This is a genomic window from Neorhizobium sp. USDA 3394, assembly GCF_056280385.1.
In genome coordinates this window covers 4,309,328-4,332,347 of the sequence record NZ_JBWCDU010000001.1, presented here as the reverse complement: position 1 = coordinate 4,332,347, position 23,020 = coordinate 4,309,328, and the positions used below count along the sequence as shown (strand labels likewise).

22 protein-coding genes and 1 tRNA gene are annotated in these 23,020 nt (G+C 60.6%); 16 read left to right on the top strand and 7 right to left on the bottom strand.

Features of this window, described 5'->3' with window-relative positions:
* Window positions 1–26: 26 nt before the first annotated feature.
* From ACZ9EJ_RS21210 to ACZ9EJ_RS21200, 3 genes are read left to right on the top strand one after another with little or no spacing between them, the layout of a single operon-like run.
* Window positions 27–2,327, top strand: a complete 2,301-nt coding sequence (locus ACZ9EJ_RS21210) for a Mu transposase C-terminal domain-containing protein (protein WP_476099654.1) — start codon at window positions 27–29, stop codon at window positions 2,325–2,327.
* On the top strand, window positions 2,327–3,310 hold the full coding sequence (locus ACZ9EJ_RS21205; protein ID WP_046640066.1) for an ATP-binding protein: 984 nt from the start codon (window positions 2,327–2,329) through the stop codon (window positions 3,308–3,310). Before ACZ9EJ_RS21210 ends, ACZ9EJ_RS21205 begins: the two co-directional genes overlap by 1 nt.
* Window positions 3,307–5,118: a TniQ family protein gene (locus ACZ9EJ_RS21200; RefSeq protein WP_046640067.1), complete on the top strand. Its 1,812-nt coding sequence runs from the start codon at window positions 3,307–3,309 to the stop codon at window positions 5,116–5,118. The genes ACZ9EJ_RS21205 and ACZ9EJ_RS21200 overlap by 4 nt, the downstream gene beginning before the upstream one ends.
* Window positions 5,119–5,513: 395 nt before the next feature.
* Here the strand turns inward: ACZ9EJ_RS21200 and ACZ9EJ_RS21195 are convergent, their stop codons facing one another.
* The 3 genes from ACZ9EJ_RS21195 to ACZ9EJ_RS21185 all read right to left on the bottom strand — a co-directional run bounded on the left by ACZ9EJ_RS21195 (window position 5,514) and on the right by ACZ9EJ_RS21185 (window position 6,951).
* Entirely contained in the window at window positions 5,514–6,188 is a 675-nt protein-coding gene (locus ACZ9EJ_RS21195; RefSeq protein WP_046640068.1) for an SH3 domain-containing protein, read from the bottom strand.
* Window positions 6,189–6,208: 20 nt separating this feature from the next.
* Window positions 6,209–6,484, bottom strand: coding sequence for a hypothetical protein (locus tag ACZ9EJ_RS21190; protein WP_251089899.1), 276 nt, complete (start codon window positions 6,482–6,484; stop codon window positions 6,209–6,211).
* 390 nt (window positions 6,485–6,874) lie between these two features.
* A tRNA-Arg gene (locus ACZ9EJ_RS21185) sits at window positions 6,875–6,951 on the bottom strand.
* A 263-nt stretch (window positions 6,952–7,214) separates the two neighbouring features.
* On the opposite strand from ACZ9EJ_RS21185, the gene ACZ9EJ_RS21180 reads away from it, so the two are divergent.
* Entirely contained in the window at window positions 7,215–7,730 is a 516-nt protein-coding gene (locus tag ACZ9EJ_RS21180) for a disulfide bond formation protein B (RefSeq protein WP_046640070.1), read from the top strand.
* Between the two features lie 39 nt (window positions 7,731–7,769).
* Here the strand turns inward: ACZ9EJ_RS21180 and ACZ9EJ_RS21175 are convergent, their stop codons facing one another.
* Together ACZ9EJ_RS21175 and ACZ9EJ_RS21170 are read right to left on the bottom strand one after the other, a co-directional pair.
* Window positions 7,770–8,327: an HNH endonuclease gene (locus ACZ9EJ_RS21175; RefSeq protein WP_007767848.1), complete on the bottom strand. Its 558-nt coding sequence runs from the start codon at window positions 8,325–8,327 to the stop codon at window positions 7,770–7,772.
* A 101-nt stretch (window positions 8,328–8,428) separates the two neighbouring features.
* Window positions 8,429–9,070 carry a DNA-3-methyladenine glycosylase family protein gene (locus tag ACZ9EJ_RS21170; protein WP_046640198.1) on the bottom strand — a complete coding sequence of 214 codons (642 nt, stop codon included), beginning with the start codon at window positions 9,068–9,070 and terminating at the stop codon, window positions 8,429–8,431.
* Between the two features lie 48 nt (window positions 9,071–9,118).
* On the opposite strand from ACZ9EJ_RS21170, the gene gluQRS reads away from it, so the two are divergent.
* On the top strand, window positions 9,119–10,015 hold the full coding sequence (gene gluQRS / locus ACZ9EJ_RS21165) for a tRNA glutamyl-Q(34) synthetase GluQRS (RefSeq protein ID WP_255743273.1): 897 nt from the start codon (window positions 9,119–9,121) through the stop codon (window positions 10,013–10,015).
* Here gluQRS and ACZ9EJ_RS21160 read toward each other — a convergent pair.
* Window positions 9,944–10,918: a YihY/virulence factor BrkB family protein gene (locus ACZ9EJ_RS21160; protein WP_046640071.1), complete on the bottom strand. Its 975-nt coding sequence runs from the start codon at window positions 10,916–10,918 to the stop codon at window positions 9,944–9,946. The two genes, gluQRS and ACZ9EJ_RS21160, sit on opposite strands and share 72 nt — an antisense overlap.
* A gap of 70 nt (window positions 10,919–10,988) precedes the next feature.
* Between ACZ9EJ_RS21160 and ACZ9EJ_RS21155 the strand changes: the two genes are divergently transcribed.
* From ACZ9EJ_RS21155 to ACZ9EJ_RS21125, 7 genes are all read left to right on the top strand, one after another.
* A complete protein-coding gene (locus tag ACZ9EJ_RS21155) occupies window positions 10,989–11,822 on the top strand; it encodes an SDR family oxidoreductase (RefSeq protein WP_046640072.1) in 834 nt (277 codons plus the stop codon).
* Window positions 11,823–11,843: 21 nt separating this feature from the next.
* Window positions 11,844–12,047, top strand: a complete 204-nt coding sequence (locus tag ACZ9EJ_RS21150; protein WP_007766527.1) for a twin transmembrane helix small protein — start codon at window positions 11,844–11,846, stop codon at window positions 12,045–12,047.
* A 15-nt stretch (window positions 12,048–12,062) separates the two neighbouring features.
* Window positions 12,063–12,635 carry a cob(I)yrinic acid a,c-diamide adenosyltransferase gene (locus ACZ9EJ_RS21145; RefSeq protein ID WP_046640073.1) on the top strand — a complete coding sequence of 191 codons (573 nt, stop codon included), beginning with the start codon at window positions 12,063–12,065 and terminating at the stop codon, window positions 12,633–12,635.
* Window positions 12,636–12,659: 24 nt separating this feature from the next.
* The gene (locus ACZ9EJ_RS21140; protein ID WP_046633833.1) at window positions 12,660–13,406 is read left to right on the top strand and encodes a rhomboid family intramembrane serine protease; all 747 of its coding nucleotides are present in this window, start codon (window positions 12,660–12,662) and stop codon (window positions 13,404–13,406) included.
* 139 nt (window positions 13,407–13,545) lie between these two features.
* Window positions 13,546–14,292: an electron transfer flavoprotein subunit beta/FixA family protein gene (locus ACZ9EJ_RS21135; protein WP_046640074.1), complete on the top strand. Its 747-nt coding sequence runs from the start codon at window positions 13,546–13,548 to the stop codon at window positions 14,290–14,292.
* A 19-nt stretch (window positions 14,293–14,311) separates the two neighbouring features.
* Window positions 14,312–15,241: an electron transfer flavoprotein subunit alpha/FixB family protein gene (locus ACZ9EJ_RS21130; RefSeq protein WP_046640075.1), complete on the top strand. Its 930-nt coding sequence runs from the start codon at window positions 14,312–14,314 to the stop codon at window positions 15,239–15,241.
* 144 nt (window positions 15,242–15,385) lie between these two features.
* Complete coding sequence (locus tag ACZ9EJ_RS21125; protein WP_046605326.1) at window positions 15,386–16,267, top strand: 3-hydroxybutyryl-CoA dehydrogenase; 882 nt, start codon at window positions 15,386–15,388, stop codon at window positions 16,265–16,267.
* A 195-nt stretch (window positions 16,268–16,462) separates the two neighbouring features.
* On the opposite strand, the gene tlpA is transcribed toward ACZ9EJ_RS21125, so the two are convergent.
* Window positions 16,463–17,131 (bottom strand): thiol:disulfide interchange protein TlpA, encoded by a 669-nt coding sequence (gene tlpA, locus ACZ9EJ_RS21120; protein ID WP_046633827.1) that lies wholly within the window; start codon window positions 17,129–17,131, stop codon window positions 16,463–16,465.
* 23 nt (window positions 17,132–17,154) lie between these two features.
* Between tlpA and argH the strand changes: the two genes are divergently transcribed.
* The 4 genes from argH to ACZ9EJ_RS21100 all read left to right on the top strand — a co-directional run bounded on the left by argH (window position 17,155) and on the right by ACZ9EJ_RS21100 (window position 23,018).
* Window positions 17,155–18,558: an argininosuccinate lyase gene (gene argH / locus ACZ9EJ_RS21115; RefSeq protein ID WP_046640076.1), complete on the top strand. Its 1,404-nt coding sequence runs from the start codon at window positions 17,155–17,157 to the stop codon at window positions 18,556–18,558.
* A 103-nt stretch (window positions 18,559–18,661) separates the two neighbouring features.
* Window positions 18,662–18,868: an LPS translocon maturation chaperone LptM gene (gene lptM, locus ACZ9EJ_RS21110; RefSeq protein ID WP_046633823.1), complete on the top strand. Its 207-nt coding sequence runs from the start codon at window positions 18,662–18,664 to the stop codon at window positions 18,866–18,868.
* A 16-nt stretch (window positions 18,869–18,884) separates the two neighbouring features.
* The gene (gene lysA / locus ACZ9EJ_RS21105) at window positions 18,885–20,153 is read left to right on the top strand and encodes a diaminopimelate decarboxylase (RefSeq protein WP_046640077.1); all 1,269 of its coding nucleotides are present in this window, start codon (window positions 18,885–18,887) and stop codon (window positions 20,151–20,153) included.
* A gap of 135 nt (window positions 20,154–20,288) precedes the next feature.
* Window positions 20,289–23,018 (top strand): TIGR02302 family protein, encoded by a 2,730-nt coding sequence (locus tag ACZ9EJ_RS21100; protein WP_046640078.1) that lies wholly within the window; start codon window positions 20,289–20,291, stop codon window positions 23,016–23,018.
* The last annotated feature ends 2 nt before the right edge of the window (window positions 23,019–23,020 follow it).

Here is a 23,020-nt window from a genome sequence, read left to right as displayed (position 1 = left end):
GCGAAGCTATGTCCAAGGAGGACACCATGACTAACAATACCGACAAGCCTGAACTGCGCATTTTCCGCGAGAACGCACCTTCGATCCCCTTGATGGGGTCGAACGACCGTTTTGTTTATGAGGGCACCCCGCTCATCGCAATCTCGTACAGCGCTACGGATACATTGTTCTACAAAGAGAACGATCCCTTGGCGCATCGCCGCATCGCACACAGCGAAATTGAACTCGCTATCGATGAAGGGCGTGCGCATTTCTATCCTGGTTTCCATACCCAGGTTGGCTGGAAGGCGTACCAACGCTTCGGCGACAAGAACGTCGACGATTTCAAATCCGAAGCGGTAGCTATCGGGCGTTTCAATGAATACCTCATCCACAGGTACCGCGCCTGGTGTGTCGAGGTTGGGCAGCATGTGCCGCGTAGCTTGAAACCGGCGGAGGAAATGCCGGGCGGGCGCTCGATGGAAGAACTTCTGTTCGAGTGGACCACCGAATATCAGCTGAAACACAAGGTCACAAACCCCCAGACGGGTAAAATTCGGAAGCGCCGTGCCGGTAAGAAGACCAATGGGGTCGAGCTGCCAACGCTTCGCAGTTTCAACAACTATATCAGGCTGTATGAGAGCTGCGGTGACGACGTACGTGCACTCATCCCTCAGCAAAAGGGTCCTAAACGTCGTCATCTGCAGGTCGAATGCGCCGAGAGCTACTCGATCTGGCGACAGGCCGCAGCCGAATTTGCATCTCGGCGAAAGGGGGGCATGTCCAACGCGCGGAAAATTGCGAATGCACGAATTCATGAAGTAAACAAAACGCGCGGTGGGGACCAGCCGAAACTCATTTTCGTAAAGCGTAAGCGCTTTGAAAATATGATTAAGGAACTGCGAGCGTTTGACGTGGTTGCCGGTCGCGAAGGCGAGGCTTACGCGCATGCCGTATTCAAGCCGAAGATGGATTCCTATGACGTTGTGCGTCCAGGCGAACGGGTAGAATTCGACGACTGGAACGTCGATGGCATCACTCTCATGAAGGAAACCGGGGCCTGGTTGCTCCTTCCTGCGAGATTCCAAACGATCCTCGAACAGGCCAGCGCAGACAAACCACAACGTTTGTGGTTTGTGGGAGCCATTGATGCAGCGACCGGTATGCCTTTGGCTCTCAAGGGAACTCGGAATCCGTGTGCGTCCGCCGTGGTTGAAGCCCTCGAAATGGTGATGTCTGATAAGACGCACATTTCGGACCTGGCCGGTGCGAAGACCCCCTGGACTGCGAAGGTCCGGCCGGAAAACGTCTTCACCGATAATGGCACGCCTTACATTGCCGACCTCACGCGTGAGGCCTTCCTCATGAGCAGCGTTTCCTTGACCCGCCCCCCGGCGGGCCAAGCATGGAAACGTCCGTTCATTGAATCGTTGTTCAAGACATTCGCGAAGGATTTGATGTCCTATTTCGACGGCCGCACCTTCTCTAACGTGGTCGAACGGCGTGACTACGACTCCGTCGCCAACGCGACGCTCATTATCGATGAATTTATGATCGTTGTGATCCGCTGGCTTTGCGACGTGTTTGTTAACACGCCGAGCGCGCGGTTGAACGGGTTGACGCCCAACGAGGCATGGGAACTCAAGAAACGGACGTACCCCATGCGTCCGGTTCCTGGTCGCCACGAGAAACGCCACATTTTTGGCACGAAGAAGGACAAGCCGATTCGCAGCGAGGGCATTATCCTTCACGGCGTTCCGTATAACTCCGACGAATTGCAGTCGTATCGTCGCAAGCACGGCTCGAAGAAGCTTTTCCCGGTTCGCTTCCATCCTCGCGATTTGGAATCCATCTCGGTCTCGACGGAAGACGGATGGTTGATTGTCAAGAACTGCCTTGAGATGCCTCCATACATCTGCATTGAGGAGTGGTACCTGGCGAAAAAGGAACTGGAGCGTCTCAACACAGAGCGGTCTGCGCGTTCGGCACCCACCATGTATGACGGCATCAACTGGGTACACGGCGTCGTAGATGCCGCTGCTCTCCGCAGTGGAATTTCCCCGCATACGCGCAGCGCCGAAGAAATGTCTCGCGCTACGGAGAAGCTCTTCGAAGGCCGCGCCATTACCAAGGCAGAAGCGGGTGATCTTGAACGTCTGGCAGCGCCTGCGCCCCAGGAAACGCCATTGCTTCAAGGTACCGTCGGTGAGCTGCCCGCTGAAGTCTTGGTTACGAAAGCATCAAAAAAGAAGGCAGTGGAGCCAGAGATTTCAGCCGCTCCTCCAGTCGACGATTCCGCAACGGAAATCGATGAGGACGATGAAGATTCCCAGTTCGGAGACTACTAATGCTGACGAGGTTTGCCGACATGTCGATTGAGGACCGCAAGCTCCATATCGAGCAGCAATACATCTTGCAGCCAAAGGATCGGGAGCTGGAGGACCTCATGACGAAGTTCACTGAAAATGCAGAGCGCGCTCTGAAGGGGGGTGGCTCTAAGATGCCTATTCTCTTCGTCATCGGGGAATCGAACACCGGAAAAAGCCACGCTTTGAAGCGCCTCTTCTCCACGATGGAAGCGTTTCAACCCCGCGTAGATGCGAACGGTAGGGTAAGGAATCGCTTGTTGAGCATGGATTGCGAAAGCGATTGTTCGCCGAAAGCGCTCGCTGAGGCCATCCTGGATAATTGGAATATCACAGTTCGCGGCCGACCGAACGCTCCCACTTTGTGGAGAATGGTGAAGCGGCAATTGCGCCACCAAGAAATCCTCTACCTTCACCTCGATGAGATGCAACACGTAACCACCGGTGACACCGATCTCGCGATTGGCAAGGTGCAGGATGCAGTCAAGAGCCTCACGCAAATCGACGGTTGGCCGTTGCATCTGATTGTTTCTGGCATGCCAGGCGTTGTTAACTTTCTGGAGAGCAAAGAGGTCAAGAACCGTGCACAGGCGCAGTACCTTGATCTGATGGAGGTAAGGGCCAGCACCGTAGCTGCGATGGAGAAAGTTGCATCGATGATCGTTTGTGACCACGCTGGCCTGCAGTGCGAATGGTCCAAAGAAGATGAGGTTCCCGGACGCCTGATTGTCGCGGCAGGTGGAGAATTTGCAACCTTGATCCTTCTCGTAAGGGAAGCCTGCTTCAGGGCGCTGGATCAGGGGAGAGACGTCGTTACGTTGAATGATCTGGCTGCCATCTACAAAGCCCGAAATGCGAACTTGAAGGGGGATAACCCCTTCACCACCACGGACTGGAAATCCGTAGTCCGCGCCAATTCCACCTCTCATATTGGTTCGACTTCTGTTCGCCGGAGGCGCAAATGAGCGCCCCCGGCCGCCTCCCAACCTGTGTGCAGTTTCACAAAAATGAAACGCCCGAAGGCTTGATGGCCCGGACTGCACGAGCCAACAGCTTCTATTCTCTCGCGGAGTTTTGCGGGTTTACGGGCATTCCACGCGCTGCAATCGCTGCCATGGATGCCGACTACATGCATCAGATCGCCGACTGGACCGGCGTAGAGATTGCAGACTTAATGAAGTTCGCCAGCCGTTCGGAAAAAATCATCGAGTTCGGCAGCGCTCGTGTGAGGAAAACGCAACTGAGGGCGACCGGTCGCCGATATTGCCCTCATTGCTTTGCGCTCGATTTGGAACGCGGCAGCGGTCAACCCAACGCTCGCATTTATATGCGGGCAACGTGGCGCTTCAATATGATCTCCGTTTGTCCGGAGCACCATATGCCGCTTTGCGATCTTCCTGACGATTTCGACCTCCTGGACCTGAGTGATTTCGCGGTTGCACAAGAACCCGATATGGGCGGATTTGATCCTTCTCCTCATAGCAAATACTTCGCCGACCGTCTGCTTGGGCGAGTAAGCGGAGCGTATCTTGATAGCCTACCCTTGTATGTTGCAGCGGAATTGTGCTCCGTTCTCGGTGCGCTCCAGCAGAAGATGATCGACAACAAAATCTCTGAACACGTTCCACTCGGAATGACGAACCCGGCGTGTCTCGCTTCTGGATACAGCATCGCATCAAGGGGACGCGACGCAGTTTGTGAGTTCTTGACGTCCTATGTGGTGAAAGTGGTCGGCCGAGCCACCAAGTACCCCATGGTATTCTCACTGCCCTTGCGTTGGTTGCGTGATGAGCTGCCGGACGGAGATTTCGGCCCGGTTAGAAAACTTTTTCAAGAACACGCTGAGAGTCATCTTCCATTGGAGGCAGGTGAGGTTTTCCTGGAACAGGTGCCGAGAAGACGTGTTCATACAGCGTATACTGCAGCGAAGGAATATGGGCTACCGGAGGGTCGTATCCGAGATATTCTGGTCAACCAGGACAATGGAAATAGCGTGATCGCCACATTCAAGGGTCGGAGCATCGTGTTCCGCCGTGATGATGCGCATCCGTTGCTGGAGTCGGCCTCGCTTCAAATCACGACAAAAGAAGCCGCTGAACGTCTTGGCTGCGCGATGACGCAGATGGAGGCGCTGCTGAGCAGTGGACTTTTGCAGTTCTCGCGGAATGGAGCTTCATCAGGGCGCGTCTATCGATGGGTGCCAATTGAGGAAGTGCAGAAATTCAAGGATCGTGTTCAGGCACGCCTTTGGACAATGTCAGGACAACGACATCTCGTACCGATCCTCATAGCCACGAAAGTCTGTCGGCGCATTTTTCCGGAGATCATCTCTTTAGTGCTGGAGGGCAAATTAGCCCAGGTACAGATGTCAGGACCCGATTTCCGCCTCGTCGATATTATGGTTGACCCGAAGGAAATCGACGCACTCTCAAGCGCAGGTGACGATGAGGGATATCTCGGTCGGAAAGAGGCCGCTGCCTTTCTTGGAACTTGCGTTGAGACAATCAAAGACCTATTTGATCTCGGCATTTTTTCCGTGGAGATTATCCCACACAAAAAGACTCAGCTACCCATCGACATGGTGCGGCGAGAAGAACTGGCCGAATTCTCGCGCCAATACGTCGTGTTGGACGATTTGTCGAGAGAGCGTCAGGTGAGGTCCATCAAGGTGAGAATGCAACTCACGAGGTTAGGGATTTTGCCGGTTTACGAGGGAAGCCGGAAGGCGACGAAGGTATACCGACGGAGCGATATCGAACGCGTAGACATCTAGGACGGCGACATAAAACAGTCCATTTAAGGCCCGCTTCAGCGGGCCTTTTTGTTTTGGGGTGCGGTCTAGGGAAAGCTGTTAAGGGGCGCGATTTTTGCTCGTTGAGGGGCGTGAATTCGAAATTGCCTAATGATTTCAACGTCAGACTTCTTCCAGGGAAATTCGTTAGGGGCCGCACCAGCTACAGCGAGGCATGGAAGACCTGAACCGTTTACCCTTGGTTGACCCTCAGAAATCACTTGTTGCCACAGTCGAGAAGCAACAGCCCAGCAAGAACACGCTCGAAATTCTACATCGCCGAGAAGGGTGTCGGACACCGAGTTCGCCCAGAAGAAGCGCAGGAACCGCCTAGACGCCATCACGCGCACCGCTTACTGCCCTCGAAATAACGTCTCTCACCGGTTGTATCTGCAACTGGTATCGGTGACGGTCACCCTAACTATCGGCTCTATCGATATGCCCGGCGTCAAGGTGACATCCACCGTTGTGCTACCGTAACCGGAATTTACATGCAGGGTCGCGTAGCCGTCAAAAGTCTTTCGACTAGGGAAAAGGTCGTCCCTCTGCTCCATCCGCGCTTCAACATCACAGTCTACAGAGAATGCACCCTCGACATCGGCATCGCCATTGTATTCCACCCTTATGGTATAGTCGCATCCACTAAGCCCGCCGCCGATTATATTCTCTCGGCAGTTAAGGTCTGTGTCGCGTATGGAAAGCGGGGCGCGATACGTTGAGCGCGGAGTTGCGGAGGGAGATGGCGATGCAGGCGGCAGCTTTAATGGGCTGCTGGATAGCTGCTCGATAAACTTCTCTCTTACCCAGCCAGTTTTCGTCTGGTTGTCAATCAACACCCCGATTTCTCGCCAATCACCCACTCGCCTGCTGAAGAGCACGACTTTCATGCCCATCGGCAGTTCCGCCAGAACCGCGCCGCTCGTAGCCGGCACAGAACGCATGTTCAGCCGCTGGGTGGTCACCCTGCCAAGCGTCATCTCCTCCGCGTGCGAAACAACTGGCAACAACAGCCCCAGCGCGATGACAAATGCGACGATAGCTCTCATGGACATGCAACCACTCGAAGGCAACGTTAGCCGAACGTGAAGGTGAAGCGCTGGCTGCCTACGGAGCCGGTGCCGGTGCCTCGCGTCCCCGTCGAGACGAACGAGAAGGAACCACTTTGCCCATTCGTGCAGGTGAACGTGCCCTCGCCACGACGCTGCGTCACATAGACGAAGTCCCCGCTGCACTTCCTGCCCTTGCTACTGGTCAGCTCCAGCGTTCCACCGCCATCCATGTAACCGGTCGCCTTGCCAGAAAAGGTTTCGTCACCGCTTTCGGTCTGCCCTCTCAGTGGCAAAGTCATGCCGCAGCTCGATACAAGCAGAGCGACAGCTACAGATGTAATTACGCGTTTCATTGATACCCCCGAACGATTTGCGCCCGGACTTTAGTCTGATCAAGTCGACATTCGCCAGACTGGTGGGCGCTTATCCCCAGATCGGAAAACACAAGAGTATCAATAGACCACGCCCTATTGACTTCCACCAAAGCTCTTCATGAAAAGTGCCATATGAATATGGTTTTGATTTTTGAGACGGCCGGTGCCAGAAGCTCTAAAATTTCATTGGTGCATGCGGTGCCCGACCGGCACGCGCTTGTCGCTTATGCCCGCGGGCGACACCGTTTTCGGGCTGAGGGAACCGCCCTATCTCAAAACTGTTACCTATGTCTCCGGATCGGACATTAGGGAAGATGGCGCACCCGACAGGATTCGAACCTGTGACCTTTGGAATCGGAATCCAACACTCTATCCAGCTGAGCTACGGGTGCTAACCTGAAAGGCGATGACTCGCCTTCGTCCGATGGTGGTTCTTAGCTCAGGACGTAGCCCGCATCAATCGCCAATTTGCGATGGGCACAAATCATCTGATGGCGGCAGGCTGTTTTCCTCAAGGCAAGGGAGTCTTATGGCTTCCGGCCCGCGGCGATCAGGGCGGCGAGTTCAAGATAATTTGTCTTACGGCGCCGGGCCATCTGCTCTAAGGGAGGCGATGGCGTTCCCTGCCGGTCGAAATGCATATCAGGAGAGGCGCATGGCGCTGACAGCTTCCACACCCCGTTCCCGCGCCGGTATCGGCTACGCCATCGTCCTGACCCTTGGCATGGCGGCGACCGTCGGCGGGGCGCTCGCCTTCCAGTATATCGGCGGTTACATCCCTTGCGCACTCTGCCTCCTGCAGCGCAATCCCTATTATTACGGCATCCCGGTCGGCATTCTGGCGATTGTCGTCGCAGCACTCGGCCTGCCCGCCTGGGTCCCCCGCGCGCTGCTCGTCGTCATCGGCGTGATGATGCTGGTCGGCGCCGGCATGGGCGTCTATCACGCGGGCGTCGAATGGGCCTTCTGGGAAGGTCCGGCAAGCTGCGGCGGCGGGGCTGGCGTCACCACCAATGCCGGCAGCCTGCTGTCGGACCTGAACACGGTCCACGGCCCCTCCTGCACCGAAGCGGCCCTTCGCGTACTCGGCCTCTCGTTTGCCGGCTGGAACGTGATTGCGAGCGTGGTCCTCGCCGCCATCGCCTTCGTCGGCGCAAAAAAGGCCGCATAACCGGCCTTCCTGTCCGATACCGGCTCGATCTGCTCCGTCTTACGGCTGCAGTTCCGTATCCCAGTAGAGATAGTCCATCCAGCTTTCGTGCAGATAGTTCGGCGGGAAGAGCCGGCCGTTATTGTGCAGGTCCTGCACCGTCGGCTGGTAGGGTTTCTGGTGCGGAAACATGGCGGCCTGCTTCGGCAGTTTGCTGCCTTTCCTGAGATTGCAGGGCGAGCAGGCGGCCACGACATTTTCCCAGGTGGTCTCGCCGCCATGGGCGCGCGGGATGACGTGGTCGAAGGTCAGGTCGTCATGTTCGCCGCAATACTGGCATTCGAACCGGTCGCGCAGGAATACGTTGAACCGGGTGAAGGCGGGATTGCGGGTCGGCTGGACATAGGTCTTGAGGCTGACGACACTCGGCAGCTTCATCGAGAAGCTCGGCGAGCAGACCGAGTGATCGTATTCCGCGATGATGTTCACGCGGTCGAGGAAAACCGCCTTGATCGCGTCCTGCCAGGACCAAAGCGACAAGGGATAATAACTCAGCGGCCGGTAGTCAGCGTTCAGAACGAGCGCCGGCAGGGCCTGCGGGGAGACTGCAATCGTCAAATGACGCTCCTACCCGATTCGGCATCTGTCCTTTCTATATTAGGTCCGTTGTTACAGGATTGTGAAGCCCAATAAATGCAGTGGGATACTTGTTCCCGGCTTCAGCCGAGAGGTGTGGCGTCGCGGCGCATTTTCGCCGCATAATAAGCCCAGAAAAGCCGGGCCGCGACAGATCGCCACGGCGCCCAGGCCTCAGCCATCACCGCCAGATTTTTGGCCGACGGCCGTGTTTCAAGGCGGAACGCATGGCCGACCGCGGCCTGCAGCGCCACGTCGCCCGTCGGAAAAATATCGGCATGCCCGCCGCAGAACATCAGGTAGACTTCCGCCGTCCATGGACCGATGCCGGGAAGTGCCGTCATCCTGCGGATCGCTTCACCCGTTTCGAGCGCGCAGACGGATGCGAGATCGAAATGCCCTTCCGAAATTGCTGTGGACAAATGAAGAAGCGTCGCCGCCTTTGCCCGCGAGAGGCCGAACGTGGCGACAACGGCGGGGTCGAGCGCCCGATATCCTTCGGCGGTCACCGGGCCGGCGGCCGTTATCCTCCGCCAGATTGCCTCGGCACTCGCCCTCGACACCATCTGCGAGACGACGATCGACGCAAGGCCGGAAAAGCCAGGCTCGTTCAGCCTGAGCGGCACCGGGCCGGAAGCCTCGACGACATCGGCAAGTCTCGGGTCGAGCGCCACCAGCGCCTCGAGCCCCGCCTGGATGTCGGAATGATCGCGGATGATCGCCACCGCCTGCCTCCCCATCGCTTGCCTCCCCATGGCCGTTTTTCAAAAAGCATGGCAGAAGAAATCATGCCCGCTCCGCCTTCTGATAAACCGGTCTATCGTTTCGCGCCAAGCCCGAACGGGTTTCTGCATCTCGGTCACGCCCTGTCGGCATTCCTCAACCACGACATGGCGAGCGCGAATGGCGGCCGTTTCCTGCTGCGCATCGAGGATATCGACCTGGCGCGCTGCACGCCGGAGTTCGAGCAGGCGATCTATCGCGATCTCGCCTGGCTGGGGCTCGGCTGGGAGGAGCCGGTGCGGCGGCAATCCGAACATTTCGACGCCTATCATGCGGCACTCGATCGGTTGACCGAGATGGATCTCGTCTATCCGGCCTTCCTGACCCGCGGCGAGGTGAAAGCCAGGGTCGCGGCCCGCGAGGCGGACGGGAAGAGCTGGCCGCGCGATCCGGACGGTTCGCCACTCTATCCCGACGATGACCGCCATCGCAGCCACAAGGAGCGGCGGAGGCTGATCGCCGATGGTGTCCGGCACGCCTTTCGTCTCGACATGGGAAAGGCACTTAGCCTGATCGAGGCACCGCTGAGCTGGATCGAGACCGGCGACGGAGAACGGGGCGAGATCATCGCCGATCCGTCGGCCTGGGGCGATGTGGTCCTCTCCCGCTCGGATGCACCGTCAAGCTACCATCTGTCGGTGACGGTGGATGATGCCGCGCAGGGAATCAGCCATGTGGTGCGCGGTCTCGACCTTTTCGAGGCGACGGCGGCGCACAGGCTGTTGCAGGAACTGCTGGGCCTTCCCCAGCCGGTTTATCACCACCACCGGCTGGTCATGGGAGCGGATGGCAGGAAGCTGTCGAAAAGCGAAGGCTCAACCGGGCTCGCGGCGCTTCGCGACCAGGGTCTCTGCCTCAGTGATATCCGTCACCTCCTTGGCCTTTGACAACGCTTCCCCGCGTTGACGCCGCTCCCGCCGGAACCGGTTGAAGACCGAGTAGATCCGGTATTTCATCAGGGCGGCGTTGAACTCGGCGCCGAGAATGAAGATCACGCTGATCATGTAAAGGAAGACCAGCACGATCATGATCGATGCCAGCCCCGCATAGGTCGCCGCATAATTGGCGAAGCTCGACAGATAGGAGGCGAAACCGAGACCGAACGCGGTCCAGATGACGATCGTCAGCGTCACGCCCGGCAGGACGTCGATGATCCGCCTCCGCCCGGCCGGCAGCCATTTGTGCGAAAGCAGCAGGCCGATCATGAGCAGGAGCGCCGTGCCATAAAGGCCCCAGTTCGCAGCCCGCGTCAGGTCCCCGATCAGCCAGGGAAAGCGGGTTTCGGCAAAACGGAGCGCGACCGGCACCGCGACGAGCAGGATGCTGATCACGGCGAAGATGACGACGGCGACGATCACGTAACCGAGGCTGGCCAGACGGGTCACGTACCAGGGCCGGGTTTCCGTCACGCGGTAGGCGCGGTTGAGGGAAATCCGAAGCGCCTCGACCCCGTTGGAGGCGAAATACGCCGCCGCCAGGACCGAGATCGTCAAGAGCCCGCCGCGCGGGATTTCCAGCACCTGGCGAATCTCGGAAGCGATCGGTGCGGCGATATTCGCAGGCCAGGTGTCGAAGAGCAGATGCACCGCGGTTTCCGAAAAACCGCCGGCTCCCAGAAAACCGGCGAGCGCCGTGCCGAAGATCAGGAACGGAAACAGCGCCAGCAGGCCCGAAAGCGCCACATGGCTCGCCATGGCCCAGCCATCGTCATCCGAGAAGTGCCAATAGGCGTCCCAAAGAACCTTGAAGGCGAGGCGATACCACCGGACGGGGCGGTTTTCTTCGGGCAAGGGCAACTCCGTTGTGACGTCGCGGGAAATATGGGAGGAACTCTTTCGATTGTACAGGGAGCCTTACTCAATGGCCGAAAATAGAACGATCATCGTTACCGGCTGTTCCTCCGGCATCGGCGCTCATTGCGCTCGGGCTCTGAAGGCGGACGGCTGGCGGGTGTTCGCGACGGTGCGCAGGGACGCCGATCTGGCGCCGCTGGAAGCGGACGGCATCGAGGCCCTTTTGATGGACTATACCAAGCCCGAAACGATCGCAGCCCTGGTGGAAACCGTGCTGGATCGCACCGGCGGACGCCTCAACGCGCTGTTCAACAACGGCGCCTACGGCCAGGCGGGTGCCGTGGAGGATCTGGAGACCGACGTGCTGCGCGAGCAGTTCGAAACCAATTTCTTCGGCTGGCACGAGCTGACGCGGCGGGTCATCCCGGTCATGCGCACTCAAGGCCATGGTCGCATCGTCAACTGCTCGTCGATATTGGGTCTCCTGCCCTATCGTTACCGCGGCGCCTACACCGCCTCGAAATACGCGCTCGAAGGCCTGACGATCACCATGCGCATGGAGCTCGAAGGCAGCGGCATCGGAGTGAGCCTCATCGAGCCCGGCCCGATCGCCTCGCGTTTCACGGCCAATGCGCTTGCCAAGATCCGCGAGCATGTCGATCTCGAAGGTTCGGTCCATGCGGAGGAGTATCGGCGGCAGCTCAGGCGCCTCGAAGGAGTGGGGCGGGCCAGCCGCCATAAACTTGGGCCCGAAGCGGTGTATGGCGTCTTGACGCATGCCTTGACCGCACCTCGTCCGAAGCCACATTATCTGGTAACGACGCCCGCCAAGCAGGGCGCTTTCCTGAAAAGAATACTCCCGGCCGCGCTCTTCTACACATTGATGCGCCGGCTGGACTGAGCAAAAGGCAGCAATCCGACAATGTCCACTTTCACCACCGTCCTTGCCCTGATCGTCATGGGCCTCGTCGTGCTCGTCCTGATCCGCGGGCTGTTCAACATGGTCAAGGGCACCGACGCCAACAAATCCAACAAGCTGATGCAATTGCGTATTCTCTTGCAGGCGGTTGCAATCGTCCTCATCATGCTCACTCTCTGGATTACGGGCGGCGGTCGCCCGACCTGATTCTGATGATGGCGGATGGTAAAGCTCAACAAGATCTACACGCGCACCGGCGATAACGGCACCACGGCGTTGGTCTCCGGCCCGCGCCGCGACAAGCATGACCTGCGCGTCGAGGCCTATGGCACGGTCGACGAGACCAATTCCACGATCGGGCTGGCGCGCCTGCACACGTCAGGCATGGCCGAGCTCGATGCCATGCTCTTCCGCATCCAGAACGACCTCTTCGATCTCGGCGCCGATCTTGCGACGCCCGATACCGGCGAAAAGCTGGACTACGAGCCGCTTCGCATCGTCGAAGCCCAGGCGACGCGGCTGGAAACGGAGATTGATGCGCTCAATGCCCATCTCGATCCGCTGACATCCTTCGTGCTGCCGGGCGGCTCTGCCGCATCCGCCCATCTGCATCTCGCCCGCACCGTGTCGCGCCGCGCCGAGCGGCTGATGGTCGAGTTGTCGCGGAGCGAGACCGTCGGCGCTGCCGCGCTAAAATATATCAACCGGCTTTCCGACTTTCTGTTCGTGGCAGCACGTTTCGCCAATGACGGCGGCAAAGCCGATATACTCTGGATCCCGGGCAAGAACCGATAACCGCAACGGCGAAGGAGCTACAGCATGTTCATCCCGCTGCACGACGCCGTCGAACTCAAATACATCCGCGTCCAATACGTCACGATCAGCATCATCGCCATCAACGTACTGGTCTGGCTGTTTACGAATTTCTCCGCGCCCAACGTGGCCGAACGCGCCTCGCTCGGGCTCGGCTTCATTCCGGCTGTCATCTTCAACTACGCGACGCTCGATCCGTCTCTGGTCATCGTGCCGGACGACTTCACCTTCGTCACCTATGCCTTCCTGCACATGGATTTCTGGCATCTCGCGTCGAATATGCTGTTCCTGTGGGTGTTCGGCGACAATGTCGAGGATGCGCTGGGGCATGTGAAGTTTCTCGCCTTCTACCTCCTCTGCGCAGCTGCCGGCGCCGCTTTTCACGGCTTCGTTGCATCGAGTTCGGAAGGCCCGCTGATCGGCGCATCCGGGGCGGTCTCCGGCGTTGTTGCGGCCTATTTTCTGCTGCACCCGCGCGTGCGCGTCTGGGTGCTGGTGCTCTTCCGTATCCCGCTGCCGCTGCCCGCCTTCATTCCGCTGGCGCTCTGGATCGTCCAGCAGTTCGCCATGCTGGCGCTCGATCTCGACGGCATGGTCTCCTGGGGCGCACATGTGGGCGGCATCATCGCAGGCGCCATCCTCGTGCTGTTCATGCGACGCAGGGGCGTGCCGCTGTTCGACCGCAACATCGTAACCCCGAAGGCTGTCGAGCTGAAGCCGGACGTTCGGCGGATCGGTGCGGCAACCGAATAGAACCATGAGAAAACGGCAATGCCCGACGGCAAATCCGCGTTGTAATCGCGCGAAAAATGCGTATCCATGTCGCCCACTGACAAATGAGGAAGCGGCAAATGTCGCAATTTGCGGCTGGAGATAGTCAAGGAAGGACCCCATGAAGATCCTGGTGCCAGTCAAGCGAGTGGTCGATTACAACGTGAAGATCCGGGTGAAGCCGGACGGCACGGGTGTCGAGCTTGCCAATGTGAAGATGTCGATGAACCCGTTCGACGAAATCTCCGTCGAGGAGGCTTTGCGGTTGAAGGAAGCCGGCAAGGCTGAAGAAGTGGTAGTCGTGTCGATCGGCCCGGCCAAGGCCGAAGAGACACTGCGCACCGCGCTCGCCATGGGCGCCGACCGTGCGATCCTGGTCGAGACCGACGACGTGGTCGAGCCGCTTGCCGTGGCCAAGATCCTGAAGGGCATCGTCGATGCCGAGCAGCCGGGCCTGATCATCGTCGGCAAGCAGGCGATCGATGACGATTCGAACCAGACCGGCCAGATGCTGGCAGCCCTTCTCGGCTCCGCCCAGGCGACCTTCGCCTCGAAGATCGAGATCGCCGACGGTTCGGCCAAGGTCACCCGCGAAGTCGATGGCGGGCTGCAGACGATCGAAGTCAAGCTTCCGGCGGTCGTTACCACCGACCTGCGCCTCAACGAGCCGCGCTACGCCTCGCTGCCGAACATCATGAAGGCGAAGAAGAAGCCGCTCGACAAGAAGACCCCGGCCGATTTCGGCGTCGATACGACACCGCGTCTGAAGGTGCTGAAGACCGAGGAGCCGGGCGGCCGCAAGGCAGGCATCAAGGTCAAGACGGTCGAAGAACTGGTCGGCGCCTTGAAGACCGCCGGCGTTCTGTAAGGAAAGGGAGAACATCATTATGACCATTCTTCTTCTGGCAGAACACGACGGTTCGAGCCTCAACGACCAGACCGCCAAGGCGCTGAGCGCAGCCTCCAGGATTGGCGGCGACGTGCATGTGCTGGTCGCGGGCTCCGGCGCCAAGGCTGCGGCCGATGCCGCCGCCAAGCTTGCCGGCGTTTCCAAGGTGCTGCTCGCCGACGACGCGGGTCTCGCCAACAACCTCGCCGAACCGCTGGCCGCCCTGATCGTCTCGCTGGCCGGTTCCTACGACACGATCATCGCCGCCGCGACGGCATCGGCCAAGAACGTCATGCCGCGCGTCGCAGCGCTGCTCGACGTCATGCAGGTCTCGGAAATCGTCGAGGTCGTTTCGGCCGACACGTTCAAGCGTCCGATCTACGCCGGCAATGCCATCCAGACCGTACAGTCGACCGACGCCAAGAAGGTGATCACCGTGCGCACGGCCTCCTTCCAGGCTGCCGGTGAAGGTGGCTCCGCTTCGGTGGAAACCATCTCGGCTGCCGCAAACCCGGGCCTGTCGAGCTTCGTTTCGGATGCGCTCTCCTCGTCCGAACGTCCGGAACTGACCTCGGCCAAGATCATCATCTCCGGCGGCCGGGCACTGGGTTCGGCCGAGAAGTTCCAGGAAGTGATCCTCCCGGTTGCCGACAAGCTCGGCGCGGCGGTCGGTGCATCGCGCGCCGCGGTCGACGCCGGTTACGCCCCGAACGACTGGCAGGTCGGCCAGACCGGCAAGGTGGTCGCGCCCGCGCTCTATATCGCCGTCGGCATATCGGGCGCCATCCAGCATCTCGCCGGCATGAAGGATTCGAAGGTCATCGTCGCCATCAACAAGGACGAGGAAGCCCCGATCTTCCAGGTCGCCGACTACGGCATCGTCGGCGATCTCTTCGAAATCCTGCCCCAGCTTGAAAAGGCGCTTTGAGCCCGTTCATTTCGCAAGCGCGAAAAATGCTGGCAAAACGGCAAGTAGCGGAATAACAATCTGCCGGGCTGCATACATGCAGTCCGGCATTTTCATAAAATCGGCGTACGCTGGAGATAGCGTAAACGCCCAGGGAGCGAAACCATGGGTCTGGTCATAAAGAACATCGGCGTCATCGGAGCAGGCCAGATGGGCTGCGGCATTGCACATGTTTCGGCTCTCGCCGGTTACAAGGTGCAGATGTACGACGTGTCCAAGGACCGGATCGAAGCAGCGCTCGCAACCATCAACGGCAATCTCGCCCGCCAGGTCTCCAACGGCAAACTCGGCGATGACGAGCGTAAGGCTGCTCTTTCGCTGATTTCCGGTTCTTCCGACCTCAACGACCTGGCGCCGATGGACATGGTGATCGAGGCCGCGACCGAGGACGAGAGCGTCAAGCGCAAGATTTACGCGCAGGTCTGTCCGGTCCTGAAGCCCGAAGCCCTGCTTGCCACCAACACCTCGTCGCTTTCCATTACCCGCTTGGCGTCGGCAACCGACCGTCCGGAGCGCTTCATGGGTATACATTTCATGAACCCGGTGCCGGTCATGAAGCTCGTGGAACTGGTGCGCGGCATCGCCACCGACGAGCCGACCTTCCGGGCCGCCAAGGACTACGTCGTCGCGCTCGAAAAGACCGCGACGGTCGCCGAGGATTTTCCGGCCTTCATCGTCAACCGCATCCTGCTGCCGATGATCAACGAGGCGATCTACACGCTTTATGAAGGCGTCGGCTCGGTCGAGGCGATCGACACCGCCATGAAGCTCGGCGCCAACCATCCGATGGGCCCGCTGCAGCTCGCCGATTTCATCGGTCTCGACACCTGCCTGTCGATCATGCAGGTCCTGCACGATGGCCTCGCCGACAGCAAATACCGCCCCTGCCCGCTTCTGGTCAAATATGTCGAAGCCGGCTGGCTGGGCCGCAAAGCCGGCCGCGGGTTCTACGACTATCGCGGCGAAGTGCCGGTACCAACGCGGTAGGCTGGGCGCCAGCGGCTTGGCCTTGCCGGTTAAGCTGTATCGAGCTATATTTTTGGAGTGAAGGGCGAACTTTCGCCCACCTCTCTTGTTTATTTTTGGAATGTGACCCGCACGCTTGCCTGCCAGCTCGTGCGGGTTTGTTTTTTATTCCTCATTCCTGTGCTTGTCACAGGAATGAGGGAGGCATGGATGTCGTTACAGCCCCTTCGCCGCCGTGATCAGCGCCCTGGCATCCGGGCTGTCCCAAGCCGCCGGGCCGTTCATCGCCGAAATGAGGCAGCCTTGTCTGTCCATGACCAAGGTCACCGGCAGGCCGAAGGCGAGGCCTTCCTTCTTCAGCGAATTGAAGACGCCCATCGAGCTGTCGCGGTAATAACCGAGCGCATCGACGCCGTATTCGGCGAGAAAGGCCTTGGGCTTCTCGTCGCTGCCGGTATCGATATTCACCGCCACGACCTCGAAATCCGGACCGCCCATGCCTTTCTGCAGCGCGTTCAACGCCGGCATCTCTTCCCGGCACGGGCCACACCATGTGGCCCAGAGATTGAGGAGCACCGTCTTGCCGGCGAAATCGGCGGTCTTGAGGTCCCGGCCGTCCGGTCCCTTGAAGGTGAGATCGAGCGGCCGCGGCGGCTGGGCGGCAACCATGGCGGCGACCTGGCCCTTGGAGAATTGCGAGACCGACTTCACCGTCTCGACAGCACCTTCGCAGGCGCCGGAGGATTGGGCGAGAAGCCCGCTCTCGCCATTGCCAGACCCCATGCTACTCACGTATACCGCCACGGCACCGGCAAGTATTCCCGCAACGGCGGCAATCACGATCAATCTGGCGGACGGAAGGCCGAAAGGTCTTTTGGTCGTCATCAATTACTCCAGGACTAGGCATCATGGCTGACGGCACGAAGGACGCAGTATCCTCCAACCAGATGTGGGGCGGACGCTTCGCTTCAGGGCCGGATGCGATCATGGAGGAGATAAATGCCTCGATCGGTTTCGACAAGAAGCTGTTCGCCCAGGATATCCGCGGCTCAATAGCGCATGCGACGATGCTGGCGGAAAAGGGCATTATTTCCGGCGAAGATAAAGACCTGATCGTGTCCGGCCTGAACACGATCCTGTCAGAGATCCAAAGTGGGAAATTCGAATTCTCGCGGAAGCTCGAAGACATCCATATGAACATCGAGGCGCGGCTGGCAGTGCTGATCGGCCCCGCCGCCGGACGGCTGCACACCGCCCGCTCCCGCAACGACCAGGTCGCGCTCGATTTCCGCCTCTGGGTCAAGGAAGAGCTCGTCAAGACGGAGCGCATGCTGACCGATCTGATCGCCGCCTTCCTCGACCGCGCCGAGGAACATGCCGATACGGTCATGCCCGGCTTCACCCACCTCCAGACCGCCCAGCCGGTCACCTTCGGCCATCACTGCATGGCCTATGTGGAAATGTTCGGCCGTGACCGCGCCCGTGTGCGCCACGCGATCGACCATCTCGACGAAAGCCCTATCGGCGCCGCAGCGCTGGCCGGTACGCCCTATCCGATCGACCGCCATATGACGGCGAAGGCGCTTGGCTTCCGCGAGCCGACCCGCAACTCGATCGATACCGTTTCCGACCGCGATTTCGCGCTGGAATTCCTGTCGGTCGCGGCGATCTGCGCCGTGCACCTGTCACGCCTCGCCGAAGAGATCGTCATCTGGTCGACGCCGCAATTCGGCTTCGTGCGCCTGTCGGACGCGTTCTCGACCGGCTCCTCGATCATGCCGCAGAAGAAGAACCCGGATGCCGCCGAACTGGTGCGCGCCAAGACCGGCCGCATCAACGGTTCGCTGGTGGCGCTCCTGACCGTCATGAAGGGCCTTCCGCTCGCCTATTCCAAGGATATGCAGGAAGACAAGGAACAGGTCTTCGACTCTGCCGAGAACCTGGAACTGGCGATCGCCGCCATGACCGGCATGATGCGCGACATGACCATCCGTGCCGACAAGATGCGGGCAGCCGCCGGTGCCGGTTACTCGACGGCGACGGACCTTGCCGACTGGCTGGTGCGTGAAGTCGGCCTTCCCTTCCGCGACGCCCATCACGTCACCGGCCGCGCTGTGGCGCTTGCCGAAAGCAAGGGCTGCGACCTGTCCGAACTGTCGCTCGAAGAGCTACAATCGATCAATCCTGATATCACAGACAAGGTTTTCAACGTGTTGTCGGTCGATGCGTCGGTCGCGAGCCGCACCAGTTTCGGTGGCACCGCGCCGGCGGAAGTGCGCAAGCAGATCGCTTGGTGGCGCGCCAGGAATTGATGTCGGCCGCAACGAACGCCGAGAAGTGATGCCGGATAGTGACTGCACAAGGGCGCGGAACTTCGCTATGAAAGTTCCGCAGCCGTGCCGGAGAAGGAATAGAATGTCGAAGTCCCTGGTAAAAATCGCCCGCATCGCCTTTGTGCTGAGCCTCGCCGGCATCGTTGTCGTCGGCTGCGGCCGCAAGGGCAGCCTCGACCGCCCGAGCACGCCGGTGGAGCAGCAGAATATTCGCAAGAGCGGCAAACCGGGCGAACAGAAAACCGAACCGGTCGCCAACCGGCCTTTCCTGCTCGACCCGCTCCTGTAATTTTTCGAGTTTTACCGTGAACCATTTTCATTACATCGACGGCGTGCTGCACGCCGAGAACGTGCCGATCCCGGAAATCGCCAAGGCGGTCGGGACACCCTTTTACGTCTATTCGACGGCCACCCTGGAACGTCACTACAAGGTTTTCGCCAAGGCGTTCTCCGATGTGGACGCGATGGTCTGCTACGCGATGAAGGCGAATTCCAACCAGGCGGTGCTGAAGACGCTCGGCCGGCTCGGAGCCGGCGTCGACGTCGTGTCCGGCGGGGAACTTCGACGGGCGCTGGCAGCCGGCATTCCGGCAAACCGCATCATGTTCTCAGGCGTCGGCAAGACGGTGCAGGAAATGGACCTGGCGCTGTCGGCCGGAATCTACTGTTTCAACGTCGAGTCCGAGCCGGAACTGGAAATCCTCAATCTGCGCGCCCTGAAGGCCGGCAAAAAGGCGCATGTCTCCTTCCGCATCAATCCGGATGTCGATGCCGGCACGCACGCCAAGATCTCGACCGGCAAGAAGGAAAACAAGTTCGGCATCGCCTATGAGCGTGCCCGCGCCGTTTACGCTCATGCCGCAACGCTCGATGGCATCGACGTCACCGGCATCGACATGCATATCGGCAGCCAGATCACCGAACTGCAGCCTTTCGAGGATGCCTTCCGGCTGTTGCGCGAACTGGTCGATACGCTGCGCAGCGACGGCCACCGCATCGATCATGTCGATATCGGCGGCGGCCTTGGCATCCCCTATCGCGATGACAACAACCCGCCGCCGCTTCCCGATGCCTATGCGGAAACGGTGAAGCGCCAGCTGCGATCGCTGGAATGCAAGATCGTCACCGAGCCCGGCCGGCTGATCGTCGGCAATGCCGGCATTCTGGTGACCGAGGTCATCTACGTGAAGGACGGCGGCGAAAAGTCCTTCGTGATCGTCGACGGCGCCATGAACGACCTGATCCGCCCGACGCTCTACGACGCCTATCACATGATCCGACCGGTCGTCGTGCCGCCCGCCGACGCGCCGCGCATCAAGGGGGATGTGGTCGGCCCGGTCTGCGAAACCGGCGACTACCTGGCGCTCGACCGCGAGATGGCGGAACCGAAGCCCGGCGACCTGATCGCCGTCGCTTCTGCAGGTGCCTATGGCGCCGTGCAGGCAGGCACCTACAACACCCGGCTGCTGGTGCCCGAGGTTCTGGTGAAGGGATCGGAGTTCCATGTGGTGCGCGCTCGCGGCAGCTACGAAGAGCTCATCGGCCTCGATTCCGTGCCGGCATGGCTTGACTGAACATCTGACGCGACGTTCACTTTTGCGGGAAATCCGGGAAATTATGGGGGCGAATTGCCCCCTGCCCTCGTCTTCGCCACAAACACTGTTATCTTGGAAGCTTGATTTGCGCCGCCACGATTGGAGACGGACCGCATGAGCTTCATCCGCAAAGGTGCCTTCGAATCGCATCCCGTGCTTGCGCGCCGCGTCGCACTGAAACGGTCCTTCGCCCGGATCGTGTTGTTTTTCGAACGGATTTTGCCGCTGCTGCTCGCCCCCCTCGGGATCGCGGCGCTGTTCCTGTCGGTCGCGTGGTTCGGGATTTTCCGGATCGCGCCGGATTGGGTGCGCTGGGTCCTGGTCGGCGGGTTCGCCTTTGCCTTCGTATATGCGCTGCTGCCGCTCAGCCGCCTGCGCTGGCCGGAAGTGGCCGACGCCGATCGGCTTCTTGAAGACCGCAACAACCTGCCCCACCAGCCGGTCGGCGTCCAGGACGACCATCCGGCTTTCGAGACGCCCTTCTCACGCGCACTCTGGAAGGAACACCAGATCCGCATGGCCGAGCGCATCGCAGCGCTCGATGCGGGCCTGCCGCAACCGGATATCGCCCGGCACGACCGGTTCGCCCTGCGCGCCGTTCCCGCTCTCGTCTTCGTCGTCGCGCTCGGTTATTCCTTCTCGAACGGCGGCGGTTCCCCTGCCGATGCCTTCCGGCCCGCGCCGCCGGCGCCGAGCATCAACCCGGACCTGCGCATCGACGCCTGGCTGACGCCGCCCTCCTATACCGGCCGTGCCCCGGTCTTCCTGACCGGCCGCGAGGTCACCACCACCGTTGCGGCTGTCTCGATACCGCAGAATTCCGCACTGACCGTGCGGGTCACCGGCGGTGAAGGCGGAGAGGCCGTGGTCTTCGCCCCGAAGGCCGGCGGGCAGCCGTCGACGCTGATCACCGAGGAAGCCAAGAAGGCGGCGGAAGCGGCGGCGCAGCAACCGCCGCAGGGCGCCACCGGCCAGCAGACCTCCCAGCAGCCACCGGCTCAGCAGGCCGCACCGCAGCAGCCCAACCAGCCGCGGCAGCCCCGCACCTATGCGCTTAATGTCGCCGAGAGCGGCAGCCTGACCGTGAACGGCCAGAGCTGGGCCTTTGACGTCATCCCCGACCGACCGCCGGAAATCGCCTTCGACGGCCAGCCGAAGCGTTCCGTCAACGGCGCGCTCGAAATAGGCTTTACCGGCAAGGACGACTACGGCATCCGCGAAGCCCATGCGTTGATCGAACCCGTCGATCAGTCGGCTCCGGGGGCGACCCCGCTCTATCCGGCCCCGGACTACCGGCTCGACCTGCCGCGGCAGAACAGCCGCGAGGTCAAGAGCCTGACAAGCCGCAGCCTGGTCGAACATCCGCTCGCCGGCAAGCGGGTCAGGATCACCCTGATCGCCAAGGACGGCGCTGGCCAGACCGGCCGCAGCCCGGCCCATGAAATGGTGCTGCCGTCGCGCGGCTTCTCCGAGCCGCTCGCAGCCGCCGTCGCGGAAGAGCGCCAGGTCTTCGCACTCGACACCCGCCAGATGCCCCGCGCCATCGAACTCAACGAGGCGCTGGCAATCCGCCCTGACGAGACGATCCCGAACCTCAGCCACTTCCTGCTGATCCGTTCGGCGCTCGAGCGCATGAAGCTCGCCCGCAACGAGGAACAGCTGAAGGATACGGCCGAATATCTCTGGGAGATCGCACTCGGCATCGAGGATGGCGACCTGTCGCAGGCGGAGCGCCGCCTGCGCGACGCCCAGCGCAACCTCGCCGAAGCGCTGCAGAACAAGGCGTCCGACCAGGAGATTGCAAAGCTGATGCAGGAACTGCGCGAAGCCATGCAGCAGTTCATGAACGAGCTTGCCCAGCGGATGCAGAACGCGCCGCAGGCGCCCAACAACATGCAGTCCCAGAACGTCATCCGCCAGCGCGACCTGCAGAACATGATGGACCAGATCGAGAACCTCGCCCGGTCCGGCAATCGTGATGCCGCCCAGCAGATGCTCAACGAACTTCAGCGGATGATGAACAACCTGCAGGCCGGCAGGCCGCAGCGCGGGCAGCAGGGCCAGCAGCAGCAGAACAGCCAGATGCGCCAGCAGATCGACAAGCTCGGCGAGATCATGCAGGAACAGCAGCGGCTGATGGACCAGACCTTCAAGCTGGACCAGGCGCTGCGCGACCGCATGCAGCGCGGCGATCCCAGCCAACGGCCCGGCGATCAAAGCCAGCAAGGGCAGCAGCAGCAAGGCCAGCAACAGCAAGGGCAGCAGGGCCAACAAGGTCAGCAAGGGCAGCAGAACACCGACCAGATGACCGCCGAGCAGCTTCGTGAAGCGCTGAAGAACCTCCGCGCCCAGCAGGAAGGTCTCGGCAAGAAGCTGGAAGAGCTGCAGCAGGCACTGAAGGGCCTCGGCATGCAGCCCGGCGAAGGTTTCGGCAAGGCGCAGAGCGAGATGGGCAACGCCGGCAAGGCGCTCGGCGAGGGCCAGGGCGAGCAGGCGGTCCAGGGCCAAGGCAATGCGCTGAGCGCGCTTCGCCAGGGCGCCCAGAACATGATGCAGCAGATGATGCAAGCCATGCAGCAGCAGGGCCAGGGTCAGGGCGAAGGCCAGGATCGTGGCGGCCCGGGCGAGAACATGACCTCGCAGGGCGGCCAGAACGGCCGCGACCCGCTCGGGCGTCCGCGCGCCACGTCAGGCCCGGATTTCGGCGATCAGGTGAAGGTGCCTGATGAGATCGACGTGCAGCGGGCCCGCGAAATCCTCGAAGCGATCCGCGAAAAGCTCGGCAACGCCTTGTCCGGCGAGGCGGAGCGGCAATATCTCGAACGGCTTCTGGATATCCGTTGAGC